At 66.6% G+C, this 23013-nt stretch carries 23 protein-coding genes and 2 tRNA genes; 14 read left to right on the top strand and 11 right to left on the bottom strand.

Annotation, left to right across the window (positions count from 1 at the left end):
• The first annotated feature begins 77 nt into the window (after positions 1 to 77).
• The 4 genes from ACFXP5_RS10060 (at position 78) to trxA (ending at position 5249) form a co-directional block, all read left to right on the top strand.
• The gene (locus ACFXP5_RS10060) at positions 78 to 2207 is read left to right on the top strand and encodes a DUF6049 family protein (RefSeq protein ID WP_394544516.1); all 2130 of its coding nucleotides are present in this window, start codon (positions 78 to 80) and stop codon (positions 2205 to 2207) included.
• Positions 2204 to 3805, top strand: a complete 1602-nt coding sequence (gene murJ / locus ACFXP5_RS10055; RefSeq protein ID WP_394544515.1) for a murein biosynthesis integral membrane protein MurJ — start codon at positions 2204 to 2206, stop codon at positions 3803 to 3805. Before ACFXP5_RS10060 ends, murJ begins: the two co-directional genes overlap by 4 nt.
• 72 nt (positions 3806 to 3877) lie before the next feature.
• Positions 3878 to 4864: a thioredoxin-disulfide reductase gene (gene trxB / locus ACFXP5_RS10050; protein ID WP_394544514.1), complete on the top strand. Its 987-nt coding sequence runs from the start codon at positions 3878 to 3880 to the stop codon at positions 4862 to 4864.
• Positions 4865 to 4925: 61 nt separating this feature from the next.
• A complete protein-coding gene (gene trxA, locus ACFXP5_RS10045; RefSeq protein ID WP_394528137.1) occupies positions 4926 to 5249 on the top strand; it encodes a thioredoxin in 324 nt (107 codons plus the stop codon).
• A 72-nt stretch (positions 5250 to 5321) separates the two neighbouring features.
• On the opposite strand, the gene ACFXP5_RS10040 is transcribed toward trxA, so the two are convergent.
• The 9 genes from ACFXP5_RS10040 to rpmH all read right to left on the bottom strand — a co-directional run bounded on the left by ACFXP5_RS10040 (position 5322) and on the right by rpmH (position 10879).
• A complete protein-coding gene (locus tag ACFXP5_RS10040; protein ID WP_394528136.1) occupies positions 5322 to 5669 on the bottom strand; it encodes a tryptophan synthase subunit alpha in 348 nt (115 codons plus the stop codon).
• A gap of 82 nt (positions 5670 to 5751) precedes the next feature.
• A complete protein-coding gene (locus ACFXP5_RS10035) occupies positions 5752 to 6702 on the bottom strand; it encodes a ParB/RepB/Spo0J family partition protein (protein ID WP_394544512.1) in 951 nt (316 codons plus the stop codon).
• Positions 6702 to 7628 carry a ParA family protein gene (locus tag ACFXP5_RS10030; protein ID WP_394528134.1) on the bottom strand — a complete coding sequence of 309 codons (927 nt, stop codon included), beginning with the start codon at positions 7626 to 7628 and terminating at the stop codon, positions 6702 to 6704. Before ACFXP5_RS10030 ends, ACFXP5_RS10035 begins: the two co-directional genes overlap by 1 nt.
• A 134-nt stretch (positions 7629 to 7762) precedes the next feature.
• Complete coding sequence (gene rsmG, locus ACFXP5_RS10025; RefSeq protein WP_394544511.1) at positions 7763 to 8401, bottom strand: 16S rRNA (guanine(527)-N(7))-methyltransferase RsmG; 639 nt, start codon at positions 8399 to 8401, stop codon at positions 7763 to 7765.
• Positions 8402 to 8421: 20 nt separating this feature from the next.
• Positions 8422 to 8922 carry a Jag family protein gene (locus ACFXP5_RS10020; RefSeq protein ID WP_394544510.1) on the bottom strand — a complete coding sequence of 167 codons (501 nt, stop codon included), beginning with the start codon at positions 8920 to 8922 and terminating at the stop codon, positions 8422 to 8424.
• 26 nt (positions 8923 to 8948) lie between these two features.
• The gene (yidC, locus tag ACFXP5_RS10015; RefSeq protein ID WP_394544509.1) at positions 8949 to 10040 is read right to left on the bottom strand and encodes a membrane protein insertase YidC; all 1092 of its coding nucleotides are present in this window, start codon (positions 10038 to 10040) and stop codon (positions 8949 to 8951) included.
• Between the two features lie 3 nt (positions 10041 to 10043).
• Positions 10044 to 10400: a membrane protein insertion efficiency factor YidD gene (gene yidD / locus ACFXP5_RS10010; RefSeq protein ID WP_394528130.1), complete on the bottom strand. Its 357-nt coding sequence runs from the start codon at positions 10398 to 10400 to the stop codon at positions 10044 to 10046.
• Complete coding sequence (rnpA, locus tag ACFXP5_RS10005) at positions 10397 to 10732, bottom strand: ribonuclease P protein component (RefSeq protein WP_394544508.1); 336 nt, start codon at positions 10730 to 10732, stop codon at positions 10397 to 10399. Before rnpA ends, yidD begins: the two co-directional genes overlap by 4 nt.
• Positions 10733 to 10741: 9 nt before the next feature.
• The gene (gene rpmH, locus ACFXP5_RS10000; protein WP_394528128.1) at positions 10742 to 10879 is read right to left on the bottom strand and encodes a 50S ribosomal protein L34; all 138 of its coding nucleotides are present in this window, start codon (positions 10877 to 10879) and stop codon (positions 10742 to 10744) included.
• A gap of 297 nt (positions 10880 to 11176) precedes the next feature.
• Between rpmH and dnaA the strand changes: the two genes are divergently transcribed.
• The 10 genes from dnaA (at position 11177) to ACFXP5_RS09950 (ending at position 21909) form a co-directional block, all read left to right on the top strand.
• Positions 11177 to 12622, top strand: coding sequence for a chromosomal replication initiator protein DnaA (gene dnaA, locus ACFXP5_RS09995; RefSeq protein WP_394528127.1), 1446 nt, complete (start codon positions 11177 to 11179; stop codon positions 12620 to 12622).
• A gap of 427 nt (positions 12623 to 13049) precedes the next feature.
• Positions 13050 to 14192 (top strand): DNA polymerase III subunit beta, encoded by a 1143-nt coding sequence (gene dnaN / locus ACFXP5_RS09990; protein ID WP_394544507.1) that lies wholly within the window; start codon positions 13050 to 13052, stop codon positions 14190 to 14192.
• A gap of 28 nt (positions 14193 to 14220) precedes the next feature.
• The gene (gene recF / locus ACFXP5_RS09985; protein WP_394528125.1) at positions 14221 to 15378 is read left to right on the top strand and encodes a DNA replication/repair protein RecF; all 1158 of its coding nucleotides are present in this window, start codon (positions 14221 to 14223) and stop codon (positions 15376 to 15378) included.
• Positions 15371 to 15859 (top strand): DciA family protein, encoded by a 489-nt coding sequence (locus ACFXP5_RS09980; RefSeq protein ID WP_394528124.1) that lies wholly within the window; start codon positions 15371 to 15373, stop codon positions 15857 to 15859. The genes recF and ACFXP5_RS09980 overlap by 8 nt, the downstream gene beginning before the upstream one ends.
• 122 nt (positions 15860 to 15981) lie before the next feature.
• Positions 15982 to 18021 carry a DNA topoisomerase (ATP-hydrolyzing) subunit B gene (gene gyrB, locus ACFXP5_RS09975; RefSeq protein ID WP_394528123.1) on the top strand — a complete coding sequence of 680 codons (2040 nt, stop codon included), beginning with the start codon at positions 15982 to 15984 and terminating at the stop codon, positions 18019 to 18021.
• A gap of 40 nt (positions 18022 to 18061) precedes the next feature.
• Positions 18062 to 20650, top strand: coding sequence for a DNA gyrase subunit A (gyrA, locus tag ACFXP5_RS09970; RefSeq protein ID WP_394544506.1), 2589 nt, complete (start codon positions 18062 to 18064; stop codon positions 20648 to 20650).
• Entirely contained in the window at positions 20647 to 21051 is a 405-nt protein-coding gene (locus tag ACFXP5_RS09965) for a DUF3566 domain-containing protein (protein ID WP_394528121.1), read from the top strand. Before gyrA ends, ACFXP5_RS09965 begins: the two co-directional genes overlap by 4 nt.
• 79 nt (positions 21052 to 21130) lie before the next feature.
• Positions 21131 to 21204: transfer RNA gene (locus ACFXP5_RS09960), tRNA-Ile, on the top strand.
• Positions 21205 to 21214: 10 nt separating this feature from the next.
• A tRNA-Ala gene (locus ACFXP5_RS09955) sits at positions 21215 to 21287 on the top strand.
• 154 nt (positions 21288 to 21441) lie between these two features.
• Entirely contained in the window at positions 21442 to 21909 is a 468-nt protein-coding gene (locus ACFXP5_RS09950) for an NUDIX hydrolase (protein ID WP_394528103.1), read from the top strand.
• Here ACFXP5_RS09950 and ACFXP5_RS09945 read toward each other — a convergent pair.
• A complete protein-coding gene (locus tag ACFXP5_RS09945; RefSeq protein WP_394544820.1) occupies positions 21861 to 22292 on the bottom strand; it encodes an aminoacyl-tRNA deacylase in 432 nt (143 codons plus the stop codon). The two genes, ACFXP5_RS09950 and ACFXP5_RS09945, sit on opposite strands and share 49 nt — an antisense overlap.
• 47 nt (positions 22293 to 22339) lie before the next feature.
• Positions 22340 to 22921 (bottom strand): DNA helicase, encoded by a 582-nt coding sequence (locus tag ACFXP5_RS09940; RefSeq protein WP_394528101.1) that lies wholly within the window; start codon positions 22919 to 22921, stop codon positions 22340 to 22342.
• Positions 22922 to 23013: the final 92 nt, after the last annotated feature.

Below are 23013 nucleotides of genomic sequence, written 5' to 3'. Positions count from 1 at the left end.
CGCTCAGGGGCGAACGGTGTGCGGACCGTACAATCACAGCGGTGCGAGCCTCGTTCGCGCCCGAGCAGAAGCCCCGAATGACCGTGACTCCTTTCGAACCGCGCGCAGGCGCACGCGCGCCGCGCCGACTCTGGTGGCGGCGCCTCGCGGCGACCGGTGCGGCTCTGGCCCTGCTCTGGGCCCCCGTGTCCCCCGCCGTGGGAGCGGCCACCCCCGACCCCACCGCGACCGCGTCGGCGGGCGTCACTTTGCTCACCCTTGTCCCGTCGGCCGGCGGCGTCGTGCGACCCGGCCAGGATCTCGCCGTGACGGTGACGCTCGACAACGAAACGGCGGGCGCGAGCGACAGCACGGTGGCCGTTGCTCTCGGCGACAGCGCCCTCCCCGACCGCGCAGCGCTGACCGCCTGGATCGGCGGAGACGGGGGCGGCGTCGCTCTCCGCGAGGTCGGCACCGCTGCCCTCGGCGCCGCGCCCGCAGGGGCACGCTCGACCGCGTCGGTGCAGGTTCCTGCCGCTGATCCGGCGCTCGCCGGACGTGCTCCCGGGGTGTATCCGTTGCGCGCGACCGCGACGGTCGACGGGGTGGCGCTCACCTCCACGAGCGTGCTGATCGTTCCCGACGACGCGGCGCCGGCGGTGGCCGTCGCCACGGTCGTGCCGATCACCGCTCCCGCGATCACGCAGGGCCTGCTGACGGCGGAAGAGCTCACCACCCTCACCGCGGGCGACGGCTCCCTCACCGCTCAACTCGACGCCGTCGAGAACACCGCGGCCATCCTCGCCGTGGATCCGGCCATCGCCGCCGCCATCCGTGTGCTCGGCGACACCGCGCCCGCGAGTGCGCAAGCGTGGCTGCAGCGATTGCTGGAACTGCCCAATCCGCGTTTCGCGCTGCAGTTCGGCGACGCCGACCTCGCCACCCAGGTGCAGGCGGGTCTCACGCAGCCGCTCGCTCCGACGTCGCTCGCGGCTTACGTGCCGACGGGTACCGTCGTCTCCACTCCCACCGCCAACCCCACGGCCACCCCCGGTACGGCCGCAGCAGACGGGGCGGCGCAGGACGCGACCGCCGATATCGCCGCGCTCACCGACATCGGCTCCGCGCGGGCGAACGTGTACTGGCCCATCGGGGGCACCGCGAGCGCCGGGGTCGTCGCCGCTTTGGGAGCGCTCGGCACTCCCGAGCAGCCGGCTCTCACCCTCGTGCCCTCCGCGTCCACCTCGGTCGGCGCCGACGGGTCCCGAGTCGGAGCGCGCGTCGACGCGGCAGCATCCGCTCTCGTCACCTACGACAGCACGGTGTCCGATCTGCTGCGCGCGGCCGCCGACGAGACCGATACGGCGCGCCGCGACGCGAAACTCGCCGCCGTCACCGCCTACCTCGACATCGAGCAGGCGGGTGCTCCCCTGGTGGTCACCGTGGATCGCGGTACCGGCCGTTCGGGGGCGGCTCTGAAAGCCGCGCTCGCCGCCGTCAGCGGTGCCCCGGGCGTCGTGCCGGCAGGGCTCTCCGCGGTCGCCGGTTCGACGGCGGTGGCGGCCGCCGTCTCCGACGTCGCGGCCGACGCGACCCGCGTCACCGACCTCACCACCCTCCTCGCCGACGAGGGCGATATCGCCCGCTTCGCGACGGTGCTCGATGACCCGGGTCTTCTCACCGGACGCGAGCGAGCCGAGGTGCTGCAGTTGTTCGGGTCGCCATGGCGTGCGGATGCTGCAGCCGCCCAGGCGGCGATCGCCGCGCACCGCGCGGCCACGGTCGCGCTGTACGACGCGATCGGGATCCGGGCGACCGGACCCAACCTGGTGAGCTATACCTCCACGTATGCGCCGTACGTTCGCAACGACCTTCCCTGGCCCGTCACCGTCACCCTCGTCGCCCGCCCCGACGACCCCCGCCTGATCATTCAGACCCGCACGATCGCGCGAGCGCAGCCGGCGAGCAACACGCGCGTCGAGGTTCCGATCGAGGCGCAGATCGCGAACGGGCAGGTCACGGTCGCGATGCAGCTCTACAGCCCGAGCGGTGAGCCGATCGGCGCTCCGCAGAGCGTCGACGTCGAGGTGCACGCCGAATGGGAGACGATCGGAATCGTGATCCTCGGCGTGCTCCTCGCGCTCTTCCTCGGTCTCGGCATCGTGCGCACCGTGCTGCGCCGACGCGCCACCAAGCGCGACGTCGCCCCCGCGGCGGACGACGCGTGAGTGGTCTCGGGCGGGCGAGTGCCCTCATCGGAGCCGGCACCGTCGTCTCCCGCCTCACCGGGCTGCTGCGCACCATCGTGCTGGTCGCGGCGATCGGCAGCATCCCCAGTAAAGCCGCCGACGCGTGGTCGGTCGCCTACGCCCTGCCGAACAGTGCCTACGCGATCATCTCGACGGGGCTTCTGACCGCGGTCATCGTGCCGCAGATCGTGCGCGCCGCCGCGCACGCCGATGGCGGGCACGCCTACATCTCCAAGCTCTTCACCCTCGGCGCGGTCGTGCTGCTGGCGGCGACCGGCGTTGCCGTGGTGGTCGCTCCGGTGCTCGTGCGGGTGTACTCCCAGGGTTTCTCCGCCGAACAGCAGGTGCTGGCCACGGCCTTCGCCTACTGGCTACTCCCTCAGATCTTCTTCTTCGGACTTTTCGCCCTCCTCGGCGAGATCTTGAACGCGCGGCGGGTCTACGGTCCGTACACGTGGGCCCCCATCGTCAACAACATCATCTCGATCGCCGGCTTCGGGGTGTTCCTGCTCATCTTCGGAGGCCCGTTCGTCGACGTCGCGTCGTGGACGCCGCAGATGATCGCCGTCCTGGCGGGGTCGGCGACCGCGGGCATCGTGGTCCAATGCCTCGTGCTCGCGCTGTTCTGGCGGCGGGCAGGATTGCGGCTGCGCCCCGACTTCCGGTGGCGCGGGGTGGGGTTGCGCCACGTAGGTCGCCTCGCCGGCTGGACGTTCCTCATGGTGGTCGTCGGGCAACTCGCGGGCCTCGTGCAGTCCAACGTCCTGTCCGAGGCCACCGGCACCGGCCCCGGCAACTTCGCCTCGGCCAACGCGTGGCTCATCTTCATGCTGCCGTACTCGATCATCGTGCTCTCCATCGGGACGCCGTATTTCACCCGACTGAGCGAGCACGCCGGTGCCGGGCGCGATGACGCGGTACGCGCCGACATCGTCAGCAGCATCCGTACCCTCGGACTGCTCACCGTGGTCGCCACCGCTGCCCTCGCCGCCGCCGCCGTACCCGCCTCGCGCATCTTCACCGACAGTGCCGACGCCGCGAGCGCTGCGGCCGAAGTGCTCTTGTGCTTCCTGATCTCGCTGGTTCCCCTCGCCATCCTCTTCGTCGTGCAGCGCACGTTCTACGCCTACAACGACACGCGCACCCCGTTCTTCTTCACCCTCCTCCAAGGCGTCCTCGTCGTCACGGCGGCGCTGATCGCCGCGGCCGTCACTCCCCCGACCCACATCGCAGCCGGGGTCGCGCTCGGCCAGTCCCTCGCGACGACCGTGCAGGTGATCGTCGCTACGAGGCTGCTCCACCGACGGCTCGGCGGTATCGGCGTCGGGTCGTGGATGCTGTCGATCGGCCGCTTCGTTCTGGCCGCCGTTCCGGCCGCCGCCGCGGGCTGGGGCGTGTATCTCCTCACCGGCGGGGTCGACGGGTGGACCACCGCCAGCATCCTGACGGGAGCCCTCGGGGCCGCCCTCATCGGCACCACCACGCTCCTGGTGTACACCGCGGTCCTCGCGGTGCTGCGGGCGCCGGAGCTCGCACCCGCCGTCGAGCTCGTCCGGCGGTTCCTCCCCGGGCGCTGACGCCCGGGCCGCGGAATAACGCGGGGCTACGATGGGTTTAATCGCCGTAGGCCAACGAAGGGGGCGACGCACGTGCGTCACGTCATCATCATCGGATCCGGGCCGGCGGGATACACCGCCGCCATCTATGCGGCGCGAGCCAACCTGGAGCCGCTTGTCATCGCGAGCTCGGTCGAGGCCGGTGGTGAGCTCATGAACACCACCGACGTGGAGAATTTCCCCGGGTTCCCCGAGGGGATCCAGGGCCCTGACCTCATGACCAAGATGCAGGAGCAGGCCGAGCGGTTCGGCGCCGAGGTGCTGTACGACGATGTCGTGTCCGTCGACTTCGACGGCCCCGTCAAGAAGGTCTCCCTCGGCAGCGGCAAGGAGTACGAGGCCTGGTCGGTGATCTACGCCACCGGATCGGCGTATCGCAAGCTCGGCCTCCCCGGTGAAGACCGTCTCTCCGGCCGCGGCGTGTCGTGGTGCGCGACCTGCGACGGCTTCTTCTTCCGCGATCGTTCGATCGCGGTCGTCGGCGGCGGGGACTCGGCGATGGAGGAGGCGAACTTCCTCACCAAGTTCGCCTCGAAGGTGTACATCATCCACCGCAAAGACACCCTGCGGGCCTCGAAGATCATGCAGGAGCGCGCTTTCGCGAACCCCAAGATCGAATTCATCTGGAACAGCGAAGTGGTCGACGTGCTCGGTGACGCCGCCGTCGACGGCGTGGTGCTCAAGGACACGGTCGACGGCACCACCACGCAGATGGCTCTTGACGGGCTCTTCGTCGCGATCGGCAACGATCCGCGTACGCACCTCGTGCACGACAAGCTCGACCTCACCCCCGAAGGCACGATCTGGGTCGACGGGCGCTCCTCGCGCACATCGACCCCCGGGGTGTTCGCAGCCGGGGACGTCATCGACCCCACCTACCGACAGGCCATCACGGCCGCCGGCAGTGGCACGGTGGCTGCTCTCGACGTCGAGCACTTCCTCGCAGCCCGCGGCGAGGCCGGCCTTCCCGAAGTGACCGCCGACCAGATCGAGAACCTCCCCGACGCGGACGCCGCCTGAGGAACATTCGGCGCGCTCTTCGCGTTGCCCTTTACAGAACTTCCCATTGAAGGAGATAAAGATGACCGCTAAGGCGACGACGTCTGCCACATTCGAGCAGGACGTCCTTCAGGCCGAGGGCCCCGTCCTCGTTGATTTCTGGGCCGCTTGGTGTGGCCCCTGCCGCATGGTCTCCCCCGTCCTCGACGAGATCCAGGCCGAGAACCCCGACAAGATCACGGTTCTCAAGCTGAACGTCGACGAGAACCCCGACCTCGCGATGAAGTACCAGATCACCTCCATCCCCGCGATGAAGGTCTTCCAGGGCGGCGAGGTCAAGACCACCATCATCGGCGCCAAGCCGAAGTTCGCGCTCGAGAAGGATCTCGCCGCTTTCATCGGCTGATCGCTCGCGCGGCACGGCCGACGCAGCATCCGGATCCCCGGCGACCTCAGGGTCGTCGGGGATCTGTGCGTTTCAGGACGCGTCGAGGTGCACGGAGGCGTCCCACCGTCGGTGGGTCTCGTGATCACCGAGCAGCCGCCACACCGCGGCCGTCAACGGCGGGTAATCCAGAGCTATCTGTCGGAGCACACGGTAGTGGCGAGATGCACTCGGTCGCGAGCCGCCGTTCTCGGCGATGTTCTCGGCCCGGAGGATCAGAACGACGAGTTCATCGACCGATGGGAGGTCTTCCATGAAGTCCCACGGATCCTCGCCGCTTCGCAGCCGCTCGTCCACCAGAACCGACAGCTCGTCGGCCGCCTCGGCGCGCAAGAGTTCGAGGCTTGCCCGCCTCCGCGGGTGGTCTTCGTGCGTCGCCATTCATCCAGCGTACGACGACCGCGCGAGTGTCGGGCCACTCGCGACAACGTGGTGGAAAGGTCGCCGAGACCTCCCGGCGCCGCTAGGATCCGTAGCCGTCCTCGCCGAGCTCACCGAGGATGCGATTCAAGTCCTGGATGGTAGCGAAATCTATTGTGATCTGGCCTTTTCTAGCCGTTAGGCCGATCTTCACCCGAGTGTTGAGCCGGTCCCCCAACCTCTCCGCGACCTCATCGAGGTGTCCCCGACGAGCGCCTGGCTTGGGGGGCGGCGTGCGCTTGGACGACAGTTCCGGGCCCTTCGCCGCAGCTTCCGCCGCGCGCACCGACAGGTCCTCGTTGACGATCTTGTCGGCGAGACGCTGCATCGTGTCGGCGTCTTCGACCGAGAGGATCGCCCGAGCGTGTCCGGCACTGAGAACACCTGCCGCGACCCGCTGCTGCACGGGAACAGGCAGCTTCAGGAGGCGGATGGTGTTGCTGATCTGCGGCCGCGACCGCCCGATCCTGGTGGCGAGCTGTTCCTGGGTGATCCCGAAGTCTTCGAGCAACTGCGAGTAGGCGGATGCTTCTTCCAAGGGGTTCAGCTGCGAACGGTGGAGGTTCTCCAGCAGGGCATCGCGCAGGAGGTTCTCATCCGAGGTCTCACGGACGACAGCCGGGATGCTGTCCAGACCCGCTTCGCGGGATGCCCGGGTGCGCCGCTCCCCCATGATGAGTTCGTACGTGCCGTCGGACAGTGCCCGCACGACCACGGGTTGCAGGACGCCGAACTCCCGCACACTGTGCACCAGTTCCGCGAGATCGTCGGCATCGAAGTTCTGGCGTGGCTGCCGCGGGTTCGGAACGATCTTGTGCGGATCGATGTAGACGAGGCGGGCACCCGGCACCTCGACGAGATCGGGCTCGACGTCGCCACCCGCGCCCGACGACGGCGAGTCGGGGAAGAAGACGTCCACCGGACGGGATTCCGACATCTCCGTCGTGGGGATCAGTGCGCCGATACCGCGGCCGAGGCCGGTTCTTTTCGCCATTACTCTTCCTTCTGTTCTGCGCCGCGCCGAACGATCTCTACCGCTGCTTCGCGGTAGGCGATCGCGCCGGCGGACTGCCCATCGTAAGCGATGACGGTCTGACCGAAACTCGGGGCCTCCGAGACGCGGACGGAGCGGGGGATGACCGTGGCGAGCACCTCCGACGGGAAATGGGTGCGCACCTCTTCGGCGACCTGCTGAGCCAGACGCGTGCGTCCGTCGTACATGGTCAGCAGAATGGTCGAGAGTCGCAGCTCGGGGTTGAGGTGGCGCTGGATCATCTTCACGCTGCCCAGCAACTGGCTGAGCCCCTCCAGCGCGTAATACTCGCACTGGATCGGGATCATGACCTCACGGGCGGCGGTGAATGCATTGATCGTGAGAAGCCCCAGCGACGGGGGACAGTCGATCAGCACGAAATCGACGTGCACGTCGGTATCGGCCAGGTACTCGTCGAGTGCGGTGCGCAGTCGGTGCTCCCGGGCGACCTGGGAGACGAGTTCGATCTCAGCGCCGGCCAGATGGATCGTGCTCGGGGCGCAGAAGAGCGTGGGGGACTCCGGGCTCTGCTGCACGACCTCCGCGAGCGGGACCTCATCGATCAGCACGTCGTAAACGCTGGGGACATCCGCGGAGTGCGGCACGCCGAGCGCTGTCGAGGCGTTCCCCTGTGGATCCAGATCGATCACCAGTACCCGGGCGCCCAATGTCGCGAGAGCGGCGGCGATGTTGACGGCACTGGTCGTCTTACCGACTCCGCCCTTCTGGTTCGACACCGTGATCACGCGGGTGTCGCCGGTCATTTCGACCGACACGGCCTCGAGCGACCGGCGGCGGGCCGACAGGTTCGCTATTTCACGCGCTATGGGGGAGTCATCGAGCCCCGCGAAGGGGGAGGAGTCATCGGGTTGTTTCACGTGAAACACTCTCTTTCATCCCCGCGCAGCACATCTGGTCCACTCTACGTCAGAGCCCTCCCGCGGCCCACCTCGCCCCGTCGATGGCCACCGATATCCACCCTCATGTTTCACGTGAAACATTGCGAGGATGGATGCTGGGATCAGCGCCGGGATGAGCGAAGAACCCGTGCTCGCACGACGCGGGTGGGCTCAGCAAGGAGATTCGCTCCGACGGTTTCGACACGCACGTCGCGCAGGCCGAAACGGGAGATCTGCTTCGCCGCGGACTCGATCTCGTTACCCGCGTTCGCGCCTTTGAGAAGAACGAGCTCGCCGCCGTCCCGGGCGAGCGGTGCGGTCAGGGGGAGGAGAGTCCGAAGAGCACTCACGGCCCGGGCGGTGACGATATCCAGTGTTCCCGCGCCCGTCCAGTCCTCACCGCGCGAACGCACGACCTCGATATTGGTCAGGCCGAGGGCGTCCACCTGCTCACTGAGCCAGGTCGTTCGCCGCTCCATCGGCTCGATGAGCACGAACTGCACATCGGGCCGAGCGATGGCGAGGACGAGACCGGGAAGACCGGCCCCCGAGCCGACATCGCCGACTCTGCCCGAGAAGAGGCGAGCCGTCACCGCACTGTTGAGGATGTGTCTGCTCCACAGTCGGGGCAGCTCCAGAGGCCCGATCAGTCCGCGCTCCTCGCCGTGTGCCGCCAGCGCCGCCGTGTAGGCACGCGCAACTCCGATGCGATCCCCGAAGATCTCCGCCGCAGCGGCGGGTTCTTCCTCGAGATCCGTCATCGATGTTTCACGTGAAACACTCAAGCCCGGCGGATCACGGGGTGGCGCTCAGCGCCCTCACCGAAGGACTCCGAGGAGAACCCGCGGTCGGCCGCGATGTCGTGGATGAGCTTGCGCTCGTAGCTCGACATCGCCGGCAGGGATGCTTGCGAAGCGCCCTCTTCCAAACGTTCGATGGCGCGGTCGACGAGGACCTCCAGCTCGCGCTGGCGAGCATCGCGTGATCCGCCGATGTCGAGGATCAGGCGGGAGAACCGGCCGGTCGTGCTCTGCACGGCGAGACGTGTCAGCTCTTGCAGGGCTTGAACCGTGTCGGGATCCGCCAGTCGCCCGAGGGATCCTGCCGCTTCCGTCTCAACCGACACGTACGCACGCCCTCCACGCACGTCCAAGGCGAGATCACCGTCGATGTCGGCGATGTCGAGCAGTCCCTCGAGGTAATCGGCTGCCGCGTCACCCTCTTGCTCCAGCTGCGCGTCGGTGGGAGTGATCCGGGCGTCGGTCTGCTCAGAAGTCGTCATGATCGTCTTTCAGGAGTGAGGTGGGGTCAGCGGGCCGGGGGAGCGTCGGGCAAGGCGCCGGGCGCATCGCCGCTCGCCGAACCGTTCAACGGACGCGTCGCGCCGCCCTTGCCGGTCTGCTTCTTCGACCGCTGCTTGCCCACCGGCTGCTGCCGCTTGGGAGCCGCCGCGCGAGCGCGTTCGGCTTCTTCGAGCAAGCGCTGCTGCTCGGCCTGGTACTTCTCCAGGGGGACGACCTTGCCGCTGGCATCGATGGCCTTGCCCTTGCGAGCAAGACGTTCTTCTCGCGCCTGTGCCGCCTCGGAACCCGGAGTCGGCATCTCACGGATGACGATGAACTGCTGCACCATCGTCCACAGGTTGCTCGTGAACCAGTAGATGACGACACCCAGCGGGAAGAACACACCGGAGAAGATGAAGCCCAGCGGAAGGATGAACAGCATGATCCGCTGCATCTGGTAGGCCTGGCCGGTCTTGGCTTCGGGGGAGAGGTTCTTGGAAATGATCTGCAGCTGGGTGAAGAACTGCGAAGCGATCATCAGCACGACGAGGATGAGCAGGATGATCACGGTCACCATGCCGTCCGGCTGACCCCACGCGGTCACGAGGTTCACGTGCATCGAGGCGACGTCGAACAGGCGCGCGTCGAAGAACTCCTGCGTGAGGTTGGCGTCGAGCAGCCCGACGCCACCGATCCCGGCAGCCTGGTGCTTGGTCACATCGTTCAGCACGCTGAACAGGGCGAAGAACACCGGCATCTGCACGAGCAGCGGAAGACAGCTCGACACGGGGGTGGTGCCATGCTTCTTGTACAGCGCCATCGTCTCGCGGCTCATCGCCTCCCGCGACAGCTGATCCTTCTTGCCGCGGTACTTCTCCTGAACTTTTCGCAGTTCAGGGGCGATTTCCATCATCTTTCGCTGGCTCTTGATCTGCCTCACGAAGAGGGGGATCATCGCCGCGCGCACGACGATGACGAGACCGACGATCGCGAGCACCCAGGTGATACCGGCTGCCGCGGGCAGACCGATGAGGGTGAAGAGGGAGTGCCAGGCGACCAGCACGAGCTCGACCAGCCACTTCAGCGGCCAGAGGATGGTTCCAATCAGATCCGGCACGGATCAATCCTTTCGGGGGGGCACGACGAAGCCGTGCGGGGTGAGCTCATGACGGAAAGCACGGTGTGGCGGCACGTCGTCGATTCCACCCTGAGCCCAGGGGTGGCATCGGGCGAGTCGCGCGGCCGCCAGAGCCACGCCCTTCACAACCCCGTGCTGCTGAACAGCACCGACCGCATAGGCCGAACACGAGGGGTAGTACTTGCACACGTCGCCATAGACGTGGGAGATCGTCGCCCGATAGCCGTGCAACGCCGCGAGCGCGGTGTTGCGGGGAATCAGGGGGACGGAAGAGAGAAGAGTGGATGCTTCGAGGTGCGCCGGCCCCGTGGCCGACGTCGGAAGCGTCGAAGCGCTCATGCGGCTTTCCGCCTCAGACAGCGAGCGACCTCGTCGCGCAGCATTCCGAAATCGGCGGTCGACGCGCCCGGGAGGGCACGGATGACGACATCAGCGCCGGGGCGCACCTCGGGAAGCATCTCGGCGCAGACCGCCTTCAAGCGGCGGCGCACGGTGTTGCGGACGACGGCAGAACCCACTTGCTTGCTGACGATGAAGCCGAACCGCGTCGGCGCATGCTCGACACCCGTGCCGACGTAGGTGACGGTGTGCGTGGCCGCACAACGAACACCGCGTCGGACGATGGCTTTATAGTCCGATCCGCGGGTGAGTCGGTTCGGCTTCGCGAGCACTGGTGGGGGTCAGGCCGAGAGCTCGGTGCGCCCCTTGGCGCGACGAGCCGAGAGGATGGCGCGACCGGCGCGCGTGTGCATGCGGGCACGGAAGCCGTGCTTCTTGGCACGACGACGGTTGTTGGGCTGGAAAGTACGCTTGGTCATGAGATCACTCCGGGATCGGTGAACGCCCGGGCGCTCTTCCGGGCAGAGATGGTGGGACTGCCGCGAGGGCGTAAGTCAACCGACTAAGGTTACGTCTCCCAGCGCGCGAACTCAAACCCGCACAGCAAACGCAGATTATCCCCAATCCCCGCACCGAGCCCTGGCAATGACACGCGGGCCGGTTCTACAGTGGGTTTTGCTCTCGAGACGACCGCTGACTAACGTGGCTCCGAAAGTTATCCACAGGTTCGACGCTCTCCCGTCGATCTGCGACGCGCCGAATCTTCCGGGGGAACGATGGCACCCAACGATGTCTCCGACGTCCCGCTCTGGGCCACCGTGCTCGACAAACTCGACGAGGACGACCGTGTCACCCCGCAACTGCGCGGCTTCCTGAATCTCGTCGTGCCGAGCGGTGTGTACGCCGGGGTGCTCTACCTCGATGTTCCCAACGACCTCACCGCGGCGCAGATCAACAAGCGCCTGCGCCTGCCACTGCTCGAGGCACTGACGAAGGTCGACTCCGACGAACCGGCGTCCTCCTTCCGCGTCGCCGTGAACCCCGACCTCATCGATGTCCACATCTCCTCTCCGGCCACGCACGAAGCGGAGCGCGATCGCGAGCGTGAGCGGGAGCGCGCAGCGATGCCCGCGCCCAGCTCGATCCGCCCGAACGTCGCAGACACCTCCGAGTCGTCGTCACCCGCGTCACGCAACGACACCCGGCTGAACCCGAAGTACACCTTCGACAACTTCGTGATCGGGCAGTCGAACCGTTTCGCCCACGCGGCAGCGGTCGCCGTGGCCGAGGCTCCGGCGAAGGCCTACAACCCACTCTTCATCTACGGCGATTCCGGACTCGGCAAGACGCACCTGCTGCACGCCATCGGGGACTACGCCGTCAGCATGTATGCCGGCATCCGCGTGCGTTACGTCTCGAGCGAGGAGTTCACGAACGACTTCATCAACTCGATCGTGAACAACCGCGGCTCGGCGTTCCAGGCCCGATACCGCGACGTCGACATCCTCCTCATCGACGACATCCAATTCCTCCAGGGCCGTGCGGAGACGCAGGAAGCCTTCTTCCACACCTTCAATACGTTGCACGATCACGACAAGCAGGTCGTGATCACGAGCGACGTGCCTCCCAAACACCTCACCGGCTTCGAGGATCGGATGCGGAGCCGGTTCGAGTGGGGCCTGATCACCGACGTTCAGGCCCCCGACCTCGAAACCCGCATCGCGATCCTGCGGAAGAAGGCGCAGAGCGAGCGGCTGCAGATCCCCGATGAGGTGCTGGAGTACATCGCCACGGTGGTCTCCTCCAACATCCGCGAGCTGGAGGGCGCTCTGATCCGCGTCTCGGCCTTCGCCAGCCTCAACCGCTCCACCCTCGACATGTCACTGGCCCAGACGGTCCTGCGCGACATCATCGATCAGGACGACACGAACGTCGTCTCGCCGACCGACATCATCACCGCGACCGCGCAGTATTTCAAACTGTCCGTCGACGACCTGTACGGGTCTTCGCGCTCCCAGGCCATCGCCACGGCGCGGCAGATCGCGATGTACCTCTGCCGGGAGCGGACCAGCCTGTCACTGCCCAAGATCGGGCAGCTGTTCGGCAACCGCGACCACACCACCGTCATGTACGCCTACAAGAAGATCAGCGACCTGATGAAGGAGCGACGCTCCATCTACAACCAGGTCTCCGAGATCACCACGCTCCTCGGCCGTCGCTGAGTCTTCTCACTCCGCGGTCCCTTCGGGGCGGCATTCGGCGCGCATTCGTGTTTGACAATCCCCGCCCGAGACGCCATGATTCGGCGTTCTGCACATGTGGAAAACGTGTGGATAACTTCGGATTCCGACCTGTTCGCCTGTGAGGGAATCACGCTCCGCTGTGGACGATCGTCCGAACGAGGTCGGCCGCCCGAGAAACTTCCCGCACGCTTTCCGCAGCGGCTCCACATCTCACACGCTTGTAGTTCCCAGGCCGCCGCTGGCATCCCCAGACTTATCCACAGATTCCACAGCTGTTAACAAGATGAAGAACATTTCCCTAATGAAGATCCCGTTCGATCACCTTTACGAGAAACATGCGCTTACAAGTTCCCGGCGAAGCGGGCACTAGCATGAGTACGCCAGACCCGACGTCGAGGGAGCGCCCGTGAAATTCCACGTCAATCGTGATGTGTTCAGCGAAGCTGTGTCGTTCGTCGTCAAGCTGCTTCCGCAGCGCAATCCGCAGCCGATCCTGGCGGGTGTGCTGATCGAAGCGAGCGAAGCGGGGCTTTCCCTCGCCGCGTTCGACTACGAAGCATCCGCCCGCACCACGATCGAGGCCACGGTCGATCAGCCCGGCACGATCCTCGTGCACGGCCGGCTGCTCTCCGAGATCGCGAGCCGGCTGCCGAACGCTCCGATCGAGATCTCCGTCGATGACGACGGTGGGATCCTGCTGAGCTGCGGCTCGGCGCGTTTCACGCTGGCCTCCATGCCCGTCCAGGAGTACCCCGCGATCCCCGAGGTCTCAGGGGAGTCGGGGCTGGTGCCCGCCGAAGACTTCGCCACGGCGATCGCGCAGGTGGCATTCGCGGCATCCCGCGACGACGTGACACCCGTTCTCACCGGCGTACAGCTCGAGGTCTCGGGCACGACCCTCAGCCTCGTCGCGACCGACCGTTATCGCGTCGCCCTGCGCGAGATCCCCTGGGACGGTGGTTCGACCGCATCCGACGAACCCACCACCGCTCTTGTCCCCGCTCGCACCCTGCAGGAGGTCGGCAAGACCTTCGCCCACGGCGGAGACATCTCGATCGCCTTCTCAGGCTCGGGCGATCGGGAGATCATCGCTTTCACGGCCGGCAACAAGACGGTGACGTCGCTGTTGATCAAGGGCAATTTCCCGCCGGTGCGACGACTGTTCCCCGCCGCGACCGAGCATCACGCCGTCGTCAACACGGCTGAACTCGCCGAGGCCGTCCGACGCGTCGCGCTCGTGCTCGACCGCTCTGCACCGCTGCGTTTCACGTTCTCGGCCGACAGTGTCTCGATGGATGCTTCCGGCACCGAGCAGGCGCGCGCTTCGGAGTCCGTCGACGCCACCCTCGCCGGCGAAGAGGTCACCCTCGGGCTGAACCCGCAGTATCTGCTCGAGTCGCTCGGCGCGGTGCGCAGCGAGTTCGCGCGGGTCACCTTCACCTCGAGCGAGAACGCCAACAAGCTCAGCCCCGTGCTCGTGACGCCGCAGACTTCGGGCGGCGAGGGAACGTTCAAGTACCTCCTGCAGCCCAATCTGCTCCTGCGCTGACGTCCGGGGCCGCGGGTAGTCTGACCCGGTGATCGTGGAGCAGCTCAGCCTCGTCGACTTCCGCAATTATGCGGTGGCCGACGTCGAGCTCGCACCCGGTGCCAACGTGTTCGTCGGTCGCAACGGGCAGGGAAAGACGAACCTGGTCGAAGCGATCGCCTACCTCGCCACCTTGGGATCTCATCGCGTCTCCACCGACGCTCCGATGGTGAGAGACGGCCAGGATGCCGCGATCGTCCGCGCTCGTCTCGCTCACGGGGAGCGACGGGTGCTGCTGGAGTTGCAGCTCAATCGCCAGGGTGCCAATAAGGCCCGCGTCAACGGTGCGAGCGTGAAACCCGCTGAACTCCCGCGCTATGCCCAAGCGGTGCTCTTCGCTCCGGAAGATCTGCAGATCGTGCGCAGCGATCCCTCCGCACGACGCAGATTCGCCGATCAGTTGCTCGTGCAGCGGTCGCCACGCCTCTCGGGCGTGCTGGGCGACTACGACCGAGTGCTGCGCCAGCGCAACGCGCTGCTCAAATCGGCGCGAGCGCGGGGGGTGCGCGGTGACGCCTTATCGACCCTCGACGTCTGGGACGACAAGCTCGTTTCACTCGGTACCGAGGTCATCGAGGCGCGGCTGGCGCTCGCGAACGATCTCGCCGAACCGGTGTCGCACGCTTACGCGGCGATCGCCGGCGCCGATCACGAACCGCGGTTGGACTGGGCGCTGTCGGTGCGCGGGAGCGACCCAGAAGACGACGAAACGGGCGATTCGGCGGATTCGGCCGCGGGATCGCTTGCCGACCAGTTCCGCGCCGCTCTCGCCGCTCGGCGGAGCGCCGAGCTCGAACGCGGCATCACGCTCGTCGGTCCGCACCGTGATGATCTGGTGCTGCGCGTGCGGGGACTGCCGGTCAAGGGATACGCCTCCCATGGGGAATCATGGTCGGTCGCCCTCGCCCTCCGGCTCGCCTCCGCGGAGTTGCTACGCGCGGAGTCCCGGCTCGGCGACCCCGTCCTCATCCTCGACGACGTCTTCGCCGAACTCGATGCCGGGCGACGAGAACGTCTGGCCGCCGTGGCGAGCGGGTACGAGCAGGTCATCGTGACCTCGGCGGTGGAAGAAGACGTGCCCGAAGCATTGCGGGCACGTCTCGTGCGCGTGGACGGCGGCCGCATCGTGGAGGCCGTCGATGAATGACGAGGCAGAACTCCCCGAGACCATGGCCACCTACCTGCGTCTCCGCGGTCTCGAGCCCTCGCCCTACCACCGGCGACGTCGGCGACAGAAGACCACCGACGACGTGAACGTGCCGTTCACCGCCGGGCGCGACCCGCGCGGCGTCGGGGACGTGCTGGCCGACCTCACCCGCACCGCGGGGTGGAACTCCGCCCTCGCGCGGGAGGACCTCGTGCGAACGTGGGACGAAGTCGCCGGCGCCGACACCGCCCAGCACACCCGCCCGGTGGCGCTCGACGCGGGGATGCTGACGGTGCAGGCCGATTCCACGGCCTGGGCGAAGCAGCTGCAACTCATGCGTGCGCACATCCTCTCGGAGATCGTTCGACGCTTCCCGGAGGCGGGGGTCGACAGCATCCGGTTCATCGGCCCGGACGTCCCCTCCTGGAAATGGGGCCCCAGAGCCATTCAGGGCCGTGGTCCGCGCGATACCTACGGGTAACCGACGTCCGGAACTAGCCCGCGGATTTTCATCGCGCCACAGGGGCGTACAGGCTCCGAGATGAGCGCGCACCAGGTAGAATGGGATCGACCCCGTTGACCGATGTGGAGCGCGCTGAACCTATGACGTCCGACAATCCCGACAGCGTCCCCGAAGAACCCGAATCCCGACCCGCCGAGCGGGTGCACAACGACTACGGTGCAGACGAGATCCAGGTACTCGAGGGCCTCGAGGCGGTACGCAAGCGCCCCGGTATGTACATCGGCTCCACGGGCGAGCGCGGCCTCCACCACCTCGTCTACGAGATCGTCGACAACTCCGTCGATGAAGCGCTCGCCGGGTACTGCGACACGATCGAAGTCACGATCCTCGAGGACGGCGCCGTGCGCGTCATCGACAACGGCCGTGGCATCCCGGTCGACATGCACCGCACCGAGGGGAAATCGACCGTCGAGGTCGTTCTGACGGTGCTGCACGCGGGTGGCAAGTTCGGCGGCGGCGGTTACGCCGTGTCGGGTGGTCTGCACGGCGTGGGTTCCTCCGTCGTCAACGCCCTCTCCTCGCGCCTCGAGGTCGAGGTTCGTCGCCAGGGTCATGTCTGGCGTCAGACCTACCTCGGCGGTGGAGTGCCGGAGGCTCCGCTGGTGCAGGGCGAGGCCAGCGACGAGACCGGCACGACCATCACGTTCTGGCCGGATGAGACGATCTTCGACACCGTCGACTTCGACTACGAGACGCTGCGCACCCGCTTCCAGCAGATGGCGTTCCTGAACAAGGGTCTGCGCATCACCCTGCGCGACGAGCGACCGTTGGCCATCTCGGTCGAAGCGGGCGCCGACGGCGAGGAGACGCCCCACCACCCGCACGATTCGTTCCTGTACGAGCGCGGTCTGGTGGACTACGTCGAATACCTCAACAAGGTGCGTCGTGCCGATGTCGTGAACGACCAGATCATCGACTTCGAATCCGAGGACACCGATCGCAAGATCGCCCTCGAGATGGCGATGCAGTGGACCACGAGTTACACCGAAACGGTCTTCACCTTCGCGAACACGATCAACACCCACGAGGGTGGCACGCACGAAGAGGGCTTCCGCGCCGCGCTGACCGCTCTGGTCAACAAGTACGCACGGGCCAACAACCTGCTCAAGGAGAAGGACGACAACCTCTCGGGCGAAGACGTCCGCGAAGGCCTGACGGCCGTCATCTCCGTGAAGCTCGCCGAGCCGCAGTTCGAGGGTCAGACCAAGACCAAGCTCGGCAACACCGAAGCGAAGGCCTACGTGCAGAAGGCAGTCGGCGACCGCCTCGGCGACTGGTTCGACCGCAATCCGGTGCAGGCGAAGAACGTCGTGCGCAAGGCCATCGACGCCAACACCGCTCGACTCGCTGCCCGCAAAGCGCGCGAGACCGCACGTCGCAAGAGCGTGTTCGAGTCGGCGTCGATGCCCGACAAGCTCAAGGACTGCACGAGCAAGGATCCCAAGATCAGCGAGGTCTTCCTCGTCGAGGGCGACTCGGCCGGCGGCTCGGCCGTGCAGGGCCGGGACCCCCACATCCAGGCGATCCTCGCCCTCCGCGGGAAGATCCTCAACGTCGAGCGTGCGCGCCTCGACCGTGCCCTCGGCAACAACGAGGTGCAGGCGATGATCCAGGCCTTCGGTACCGGGATCGGCGAGGACTTCGACATCGAGAAGGCCCGCTATCACAAGATCGTTCTGATGGCCGATGCCGATGTCGACGGCCAGCACATCACGACCCTGCTGCTGACCTTGCTGTTCCGCTACATGCGCGGGCTCATCGAAGCCGGGTTCGTCTACCTCGGGCAGCCACCGCTGTACCGGTTGAAGTGGTCGAACTCGCCGCACGAGTACGTCTACAGCGATCGTGAGCGCGACGCTCTGCTCGCGGCGGGTGTCGCCGAGGGCAAGCGCATTCCCAAGGACAACGGCATTCAGCGCTACAAGGGTCTCGGCGAGATGAACCCGAAGGAGCTGTGGGAGACGACGATGAACCCGCAGACCCGCACCCTGCTGCAGGTGACGATCGACGATGCGGCTGCCGCCGACGAGATCTTCTCGGTGCTCATGGGTGAAGACGTCGAATCCCGACGCGGATTCATCCAGCGCAACGCCAAAGACGTGCGCTTCCTCGACATCTGACGCGCTCACCCGCGCCCGCCGACTGACGAACTGAGAACCCATGGCTGACGAAGAACGTCCGACCCCCGAGCACGACCACGGCCGCATCGACCAGGTCGACCTGCAGCTCGAGATGCAGCGCAGCTACCTCGACTATGCGATGAGCGTCATCGTCGGTCGCGCGCTGCCCGACGTGCGCGACGGGCTCAAGCCCGTGCACCGCCGCGTGATCTACGGCATGTACGACGGCGGATTCCGCCCCGACAAGTCGTTCTCCAAGTGCGCGCGCGTCGTGGGCGAGGTCATGGGTCAGTACCACCCCCACGGTGACGCGCCGATCTACGACGCCCTCGTGCGTCTCGTCCAGCCGTGGTCGCTGCGCTACCCGCTGGCCCTCGGCCAGGGAAATTTCGGTTCTCCGGGCAACCAGGGCGCCGCCGCGCCCCGCTACACCGAGACCAAGATGGCTCCGCTCGCGCTCGAGATGGTGCGCGACATCGAAGAGGAGACCGTCGACTTCCAAGACAACTACGACGGTCAGACGCAGGAGCCGGTCGTGCTCCCCGCCCGCTTCCCGAACCTGCTGGTCAACGGCTCGGTGGGTATCGCCGTCGGCATGGCGACCAACATCCCCCCGCACAACCTGCGCGAGGTCGCCGCTGGTGCTCTGTGGGCGCTCGATCGCCCCGAGGCCGACCGTGAAGAACTGCTCGAGGGGCTCATTGAGCTCATCCACGGCCCGGACTTCCCGACCCACGCCCAGATCCTCGGAACGCGGGGGATCAAGGATGCTTATCGCACCGGCCGCGGTTCCATCACGATGCGCGCGGTGGTCAGCGTCGAAGAGATCCAGGGCCGCACGTGCCTCGTGATCACCGAACTGCCGTACCAGGTGAACCCCGACAACGTCGCCGTGAAGATCCGCGACCTCGCCCGCGATGGCAAGATCACCGGGATCGCGGACATCCGCGACGAGAGCTCGGATCGCACCGGTCAGCGACTGGTCATCGTGCTCAAGCGCGATGCGGTCGCCAAGGTCGTGCTGAACAACCTGTACAAGCACACGCAGCTGCAGGACAACTTCGGCGCCAACATGCTCGCGATCGTCGACGGGGTACCCCGCACCCTGCCGCTCGACGGATTCATCACCTACTGGATCGCGCACCAGATCGAAGTGATCGTGCGGCGCACCCTGTTCCGCCTGCGCAAGGCCGAGGAGCGGGCGCACATCCTGCGGGGCCTTCTCAAGGCGCTCGACGCGCTCGATGAGGTCATTGCGCTCATCCGTCGGTCACCGACGGCCGATGACGCCAAGAACGGCCTGATCGAGCTGCTCGCGATCGACGGCATCCAGGCCGACGCGATCCTGCAGATGCAGCTGCGCCGACTGGCAGCGCTCGAGCGACAGAAGATCATCGACGAGGCGAACGATCTCGAGGCTCAGATCGCCGACTTCCAGGCGATCCTCGCCGACCCGGTACGTCAACGCGCCATCGTGCGCGACGAGCTGACCGAGATCGTCGCCAAGTACGGTGACGACCGCCGCACCCAGATCCTGCCCGGCTACGACGGCGACATGTCAGTGGAAGACCTGATCCCCGAAGAGGAGATGGTGGTCACGGTCACGCGTGAGGGCTACATCAAGCGCACCCGCAGCGACAACTACCGCTCGCAGCACCGCGGCGGCAAGGGCGTCAAGGGTGCTCAGCTGCGCGCAGACGACGTCGTGGAGCACTTCTTCGTCACCACGACGCACCATTGGCTGTTGTTCTTCACGAACAAGGGGCGGGTCTACCGCGCCAAGGCCTACGACGTACCCGAGGCCGGCCGCGACGCGAAGGGCCAGCACGTCGCCAACCTCCTCGCGCTGCAGCCCGACGAGGAGATCGCCCAGATCCTCGACATCCGCGACTACGACGTGGCGACCTACCTGGTGCTCGCCACGCGTGGTGGGCTGGTCAAGAAGACCCGCCTCACCGAGTACGACACCAACCGCCAGGGCGGGGTCATTGCGATCCGTCTGCGCGGGGCCGACGAGCCGGACGGCGACGAGGTCGTCAGCGCCTTCCTCTCCGACGAGGGCGATGACGTGATGTTGATCAGTCGCCACGGCATGTCGTTGCGCTTCACCGCGACCGACGATTCCCTGCGTCCGATGGGACGCGCGACCGAGGGTGTGAAGGGGATGTCCTTCCGTGACGACGACAGTCTGCTGTCGGCCTCGCTCGTGCGCGATGATGCCTACGTCTTCGTCGTGACCGAGGGCGGATACGCGAAGCGCACCGCGGTGGACCAGTACCGCACGCAAAGTCGAGGCGGTCTCGGCATCAAGGTGGCGCGCCTGAGCGATGACCGGGGCGACCTGGCGGGCGGTCTGATCGCCTCCGCGGACGACGAGATCCTCGTGGTTCTTGCCAGCGGCAAGGTGGTACGCTCTGCCGTGGCCGAGGTCCCTGCCAAGGGTCGCGACACGATGGGAGTCGTTTTCGCCCGTGCCGGCGACGACGATCGCATCATCGCGATCGCCCGAAACGGTGAGCGGGGACTCGCCGAAGCCACCGATCACGATGAGGCTCCAGAGCCCGAAGATTCGGTTCCTGCGTCGGATGAGACTCCGACCGGGACCCCCGAGGAAAGCACGGACGAATGAGCACGGTAGCCGACAAGCTTGCCAAGAAATCGACGCACAAGACCACGGCGAAGCAGGTCCGCCTCCGTCTCGTCTACATCGACTTCTGGTCGGCCGTGAAACTGTCGTTCCTGGCAGCGGTGGCTTTGGCCGTTGTCACGGTGGTGTCGTTCTTCCTCGTGTACATGGTCATCGAGGCCATCGGCCTGATCGACAGGATCGACGAGTTCTTCGTCAGCTTCTCCGACGGGGGCGTGTCGATCAGCCAGTTCGTGGGTCTGCCGCAGGTCATGGCGTTCGCTGCGATCGTGGCGATTTTGAACCTGGTCGTGGTCACCGTGATGGGCGCCGTGATGGCGGGCATCTACAACCTCGCCGTCAAGGTCACCGGCGGACTGCTGGTCGGTTTCACCTCGAACTGACGACCTCGCCCGATTCGTGAAAACGTCGCGGTTCGGGTAAAGTCTTCGAGGTTGACGACTTGGTTCGTCAGTGCGGAACGGGGCTATAGCTCAGTTGGTTAGAGCGCTTCACTGATAATGAAGAGGTCCCAGGTTCAAATCCTGGTAGCCCCACAACAGCCCCGGGGCCTTAACTCAGTTGGTAGAGTGCCTGCTTTGCAAGCAGGATGTCAGGAGTTCGAATCTCCTAGGCTCCACAACGCAGGAAGCGGGGGGGGGGGGGGGGGGGGGCGCTCTTCTTTTTCCCCCACGGGGGCCGCGACAACGCGGCAAACTCCTCCCCCCCCCCCCCCCCCGCTTCTGCTTTACCACAGCGGGGGCCGGGGGCAGGCCCGCCGGTAAGGTGGGGCGATGGACACCCGGGTCGCTGCCTATGCGGTCATCGTCGACGAAGGCGACCGCGTTCTCCTCGCACACTGGAACGAGGGCCGTCACGCCGCATGGACGTTGCCCGGCGGTGGGCTGGAACCGGGGGAAGACCCCGAGCATGCTGCTCGACGCGAGGTGAAGGAAGAGACCGGGTATCGCGTCGCCCTCGACGGGCTGCTCGGCATCCATTCCCGAGTGATCCCCGCAACCCAACGTCTGAGCGCCGAGGCGACCGACCCGTTGCATGCCCTGCGCATCATCTATCGCGCCCACGTCATCGGAGGGCGCCTGCGCGACGAGGTGAACGGTTCGACCGACCGCGCGCAGTGGTTCTCCCTGGGGGAGGCAAAAGAGCTGCACCGAGTGAAGCTCGTCGACATCGCGTTGCGGATGGCGGGGGTCTACGCCCCGGAGGACTCCACCGAGATATCGGCGACGGTCGCGCCGTAGGCGGAGATGAGATCGTCGGCGTCGACGAAGAGGCTGTAACCGTGGGCGCCGGCGCCCATCGCGATGCGACGGCCCACGATGCGTTCGTCGGCGAAGATCGGCCACGCGGTATGGCTGCCGATGGGCACGATCGTGCCCCGCTCGTAGCCGGTCGCGGCCAACGCCGAATCCGCATCGGGGAACTTCAGCTTGTTGACGCCGACCACGGCCCTCAGCTTCGGCCAGGAGATGGCACGGTCACCGGGGATGAGTGCGAAGAGGTAGGTGTCGTCGGAGCGCTTCACCACGAGCGTCTTGATGATCTCGGACGGATCCAAACCGAGAAGCCCCGCTGCCTCGATGAGACTCGAGGCAGCGGGGCGTTCCTGGACATCAATGGACAGCCCACGCTCGGCGGCCGCCGAGCGTACACGTTCCGTGGGGTCTGGGCTCACGCGTCGGGGGCGCGCAGCGGGTCGTCGGCCACCCACAGTTCGTCGTCGGCGCGCAACGTCTGCCAGGCGGCGTAGGCGACACCGATGGCGGCCGCGGCACCGAGGATGATCGCGAACACGCCTCCTGCGCCGATGCCGTCGTTCTTGGGCGCGACGGCCAGCTTCTTCGACAGCGCCTTGGTGGCCTGCTTGCTGTACTTGTCCGCCTTCTTCGAGTAGGCCTTCGCATCCGGGAGCGAGAATCCGCGTCCGCTTGCCAGCTTCGAGCGGGTCTCGCCGGCAGCGTCCCAGATCGACAGCGCCGAACCCACGAGCGCACCGGCCGTCGGAACGACCTTGTCGCTGAGGAGGTGCTTGGATGCTTCGACGGTGCGCCCGACGTAGGGGGCGGCGTACTTGCCGTACGACTGCTGAACGGTGGGAACCACCTGCTCACGGCCGAAGTGGCTGATCTGACGACCGGCCTCCTGGGCGACGTGGGCGCTCTCGTTCAAGAGAACCTGCTGCGACTCCCAGAGCTTGGATGCCTGCTCCTGGAGCTTGCGGAGTTCCTTCTTGCGCTTACGGCTGAGGCTCACGATGGTGCCCTCCCTGTCGATGGGACGTGTCGTCTCATCTTGCCAGACACCGCGCCCTCCGGACGGAGGGGCTTGCACATAACTCTGCGAGA

The organism is Microbacterium hanjuni (assembly GCF_043556395.1).
Classification (GTDB): Bacteria; Actinomycetota; Actinomycetes; order Actinomycetales; family Microbacteriaceae; genus Microbacterium.
The sequence above is the reverse complement of the archived record's forward strand: the minus strand, read 5'-3'. Positions and strand labels throughout refer to the sequence as shown.

Coding starts and splice junctions, on each gene's coding strand:
- trxA (WP_394528137.1), top strand. CDS start 4,926: ATGACCGCTAAGGCGACGACGTCTGCCACATTCGAGCAGGACGTCCTT.
- ACFXP5_RS10040 (WP_394528136.1), bottom strand. CDS start 5,669: ATGGCGACGCACGAAGACCACCCGCGGAGGCGGGCAAGCCTCGAACTC.
- ACFXP5_RS09965 (WP_394528121.1), top strand. CDS start 20,647: ATGAGCACGGTAGCCGACAAGCTTGCCAAGAAATCGACGCACAAGACC.
- dnaA (WP_394528127.1), top strand. CDS start 11,177: ATGGCACCCAACGATGTCTCCGACGTCCCGCTCTGGGCCACCGTGCTC.
- ACFXP5_RS10020 (WP_394544510.1), bottom strand. CDS start 8,922: ATGACGACTTCTGAGCAGACCGACGCCCGGATCACTCCCACCGACGCG.
- rsmG (WP_394544511.1), bottom strand. CDS start 8,401: ATGACGGATCTCGAGGAAGAACCCGCCGCTGCGGCGGAGATCTTCGGG.
- rpmH (WP_394528128.1), bottom strand. CDS start 10,879: ATGACCAAGCGTACTTTCCAGCCCAACAACCGTCGTCGTGCCAAGAAG.
- ACFXP5_RS09980 (WP_394528124.1), top strand. CDS start 15,371: ATGAATGACGAGGCAGAACTCCCCGAGACCATGGCCACCTACCTGCGT.
- yidD (WP_394528130.1), bottom strand. CDS start 10,400: ATGAGCGCTTCGACGCTTCCGACGTCGGCCACGGGGCCGGCGCACCTC.
- gyrB (WP_394528123.1), top strand. CDS start 15,982: ATGACGTCCGACAATCCCGACAGCGTCCCCGAAGAACCCGAATCCCGA.
- gyrA (WP_394544506.1), top strand. CDS start 18,062: ATGGCTGACGAAGAACGTCCGACCCCCGAGCACGACCACGGCCGCATC.
- ACFXP5_RS10060 (WP_394544516.1), top strand. CDS start 78: ATGACCGTGACTCCTTTCGAACCGCGCGCAGGCGCACGCGCGCCGCGC.
- ACFXP5_RS09950 (WP_394528103.1), top strand. CDS start 21,442: ATGGACACCCGGGTCGCTGCCTATGCGGTCATCGTCGACGAAGGCGAC.
- ACFXP5_RS10035 (WP_394544512.1), bottom strand. CDS start 6,702: ATGGCGAAAAGAACCGGCCTCGGCCGCGGTATCGGCGCACTGATCCCC.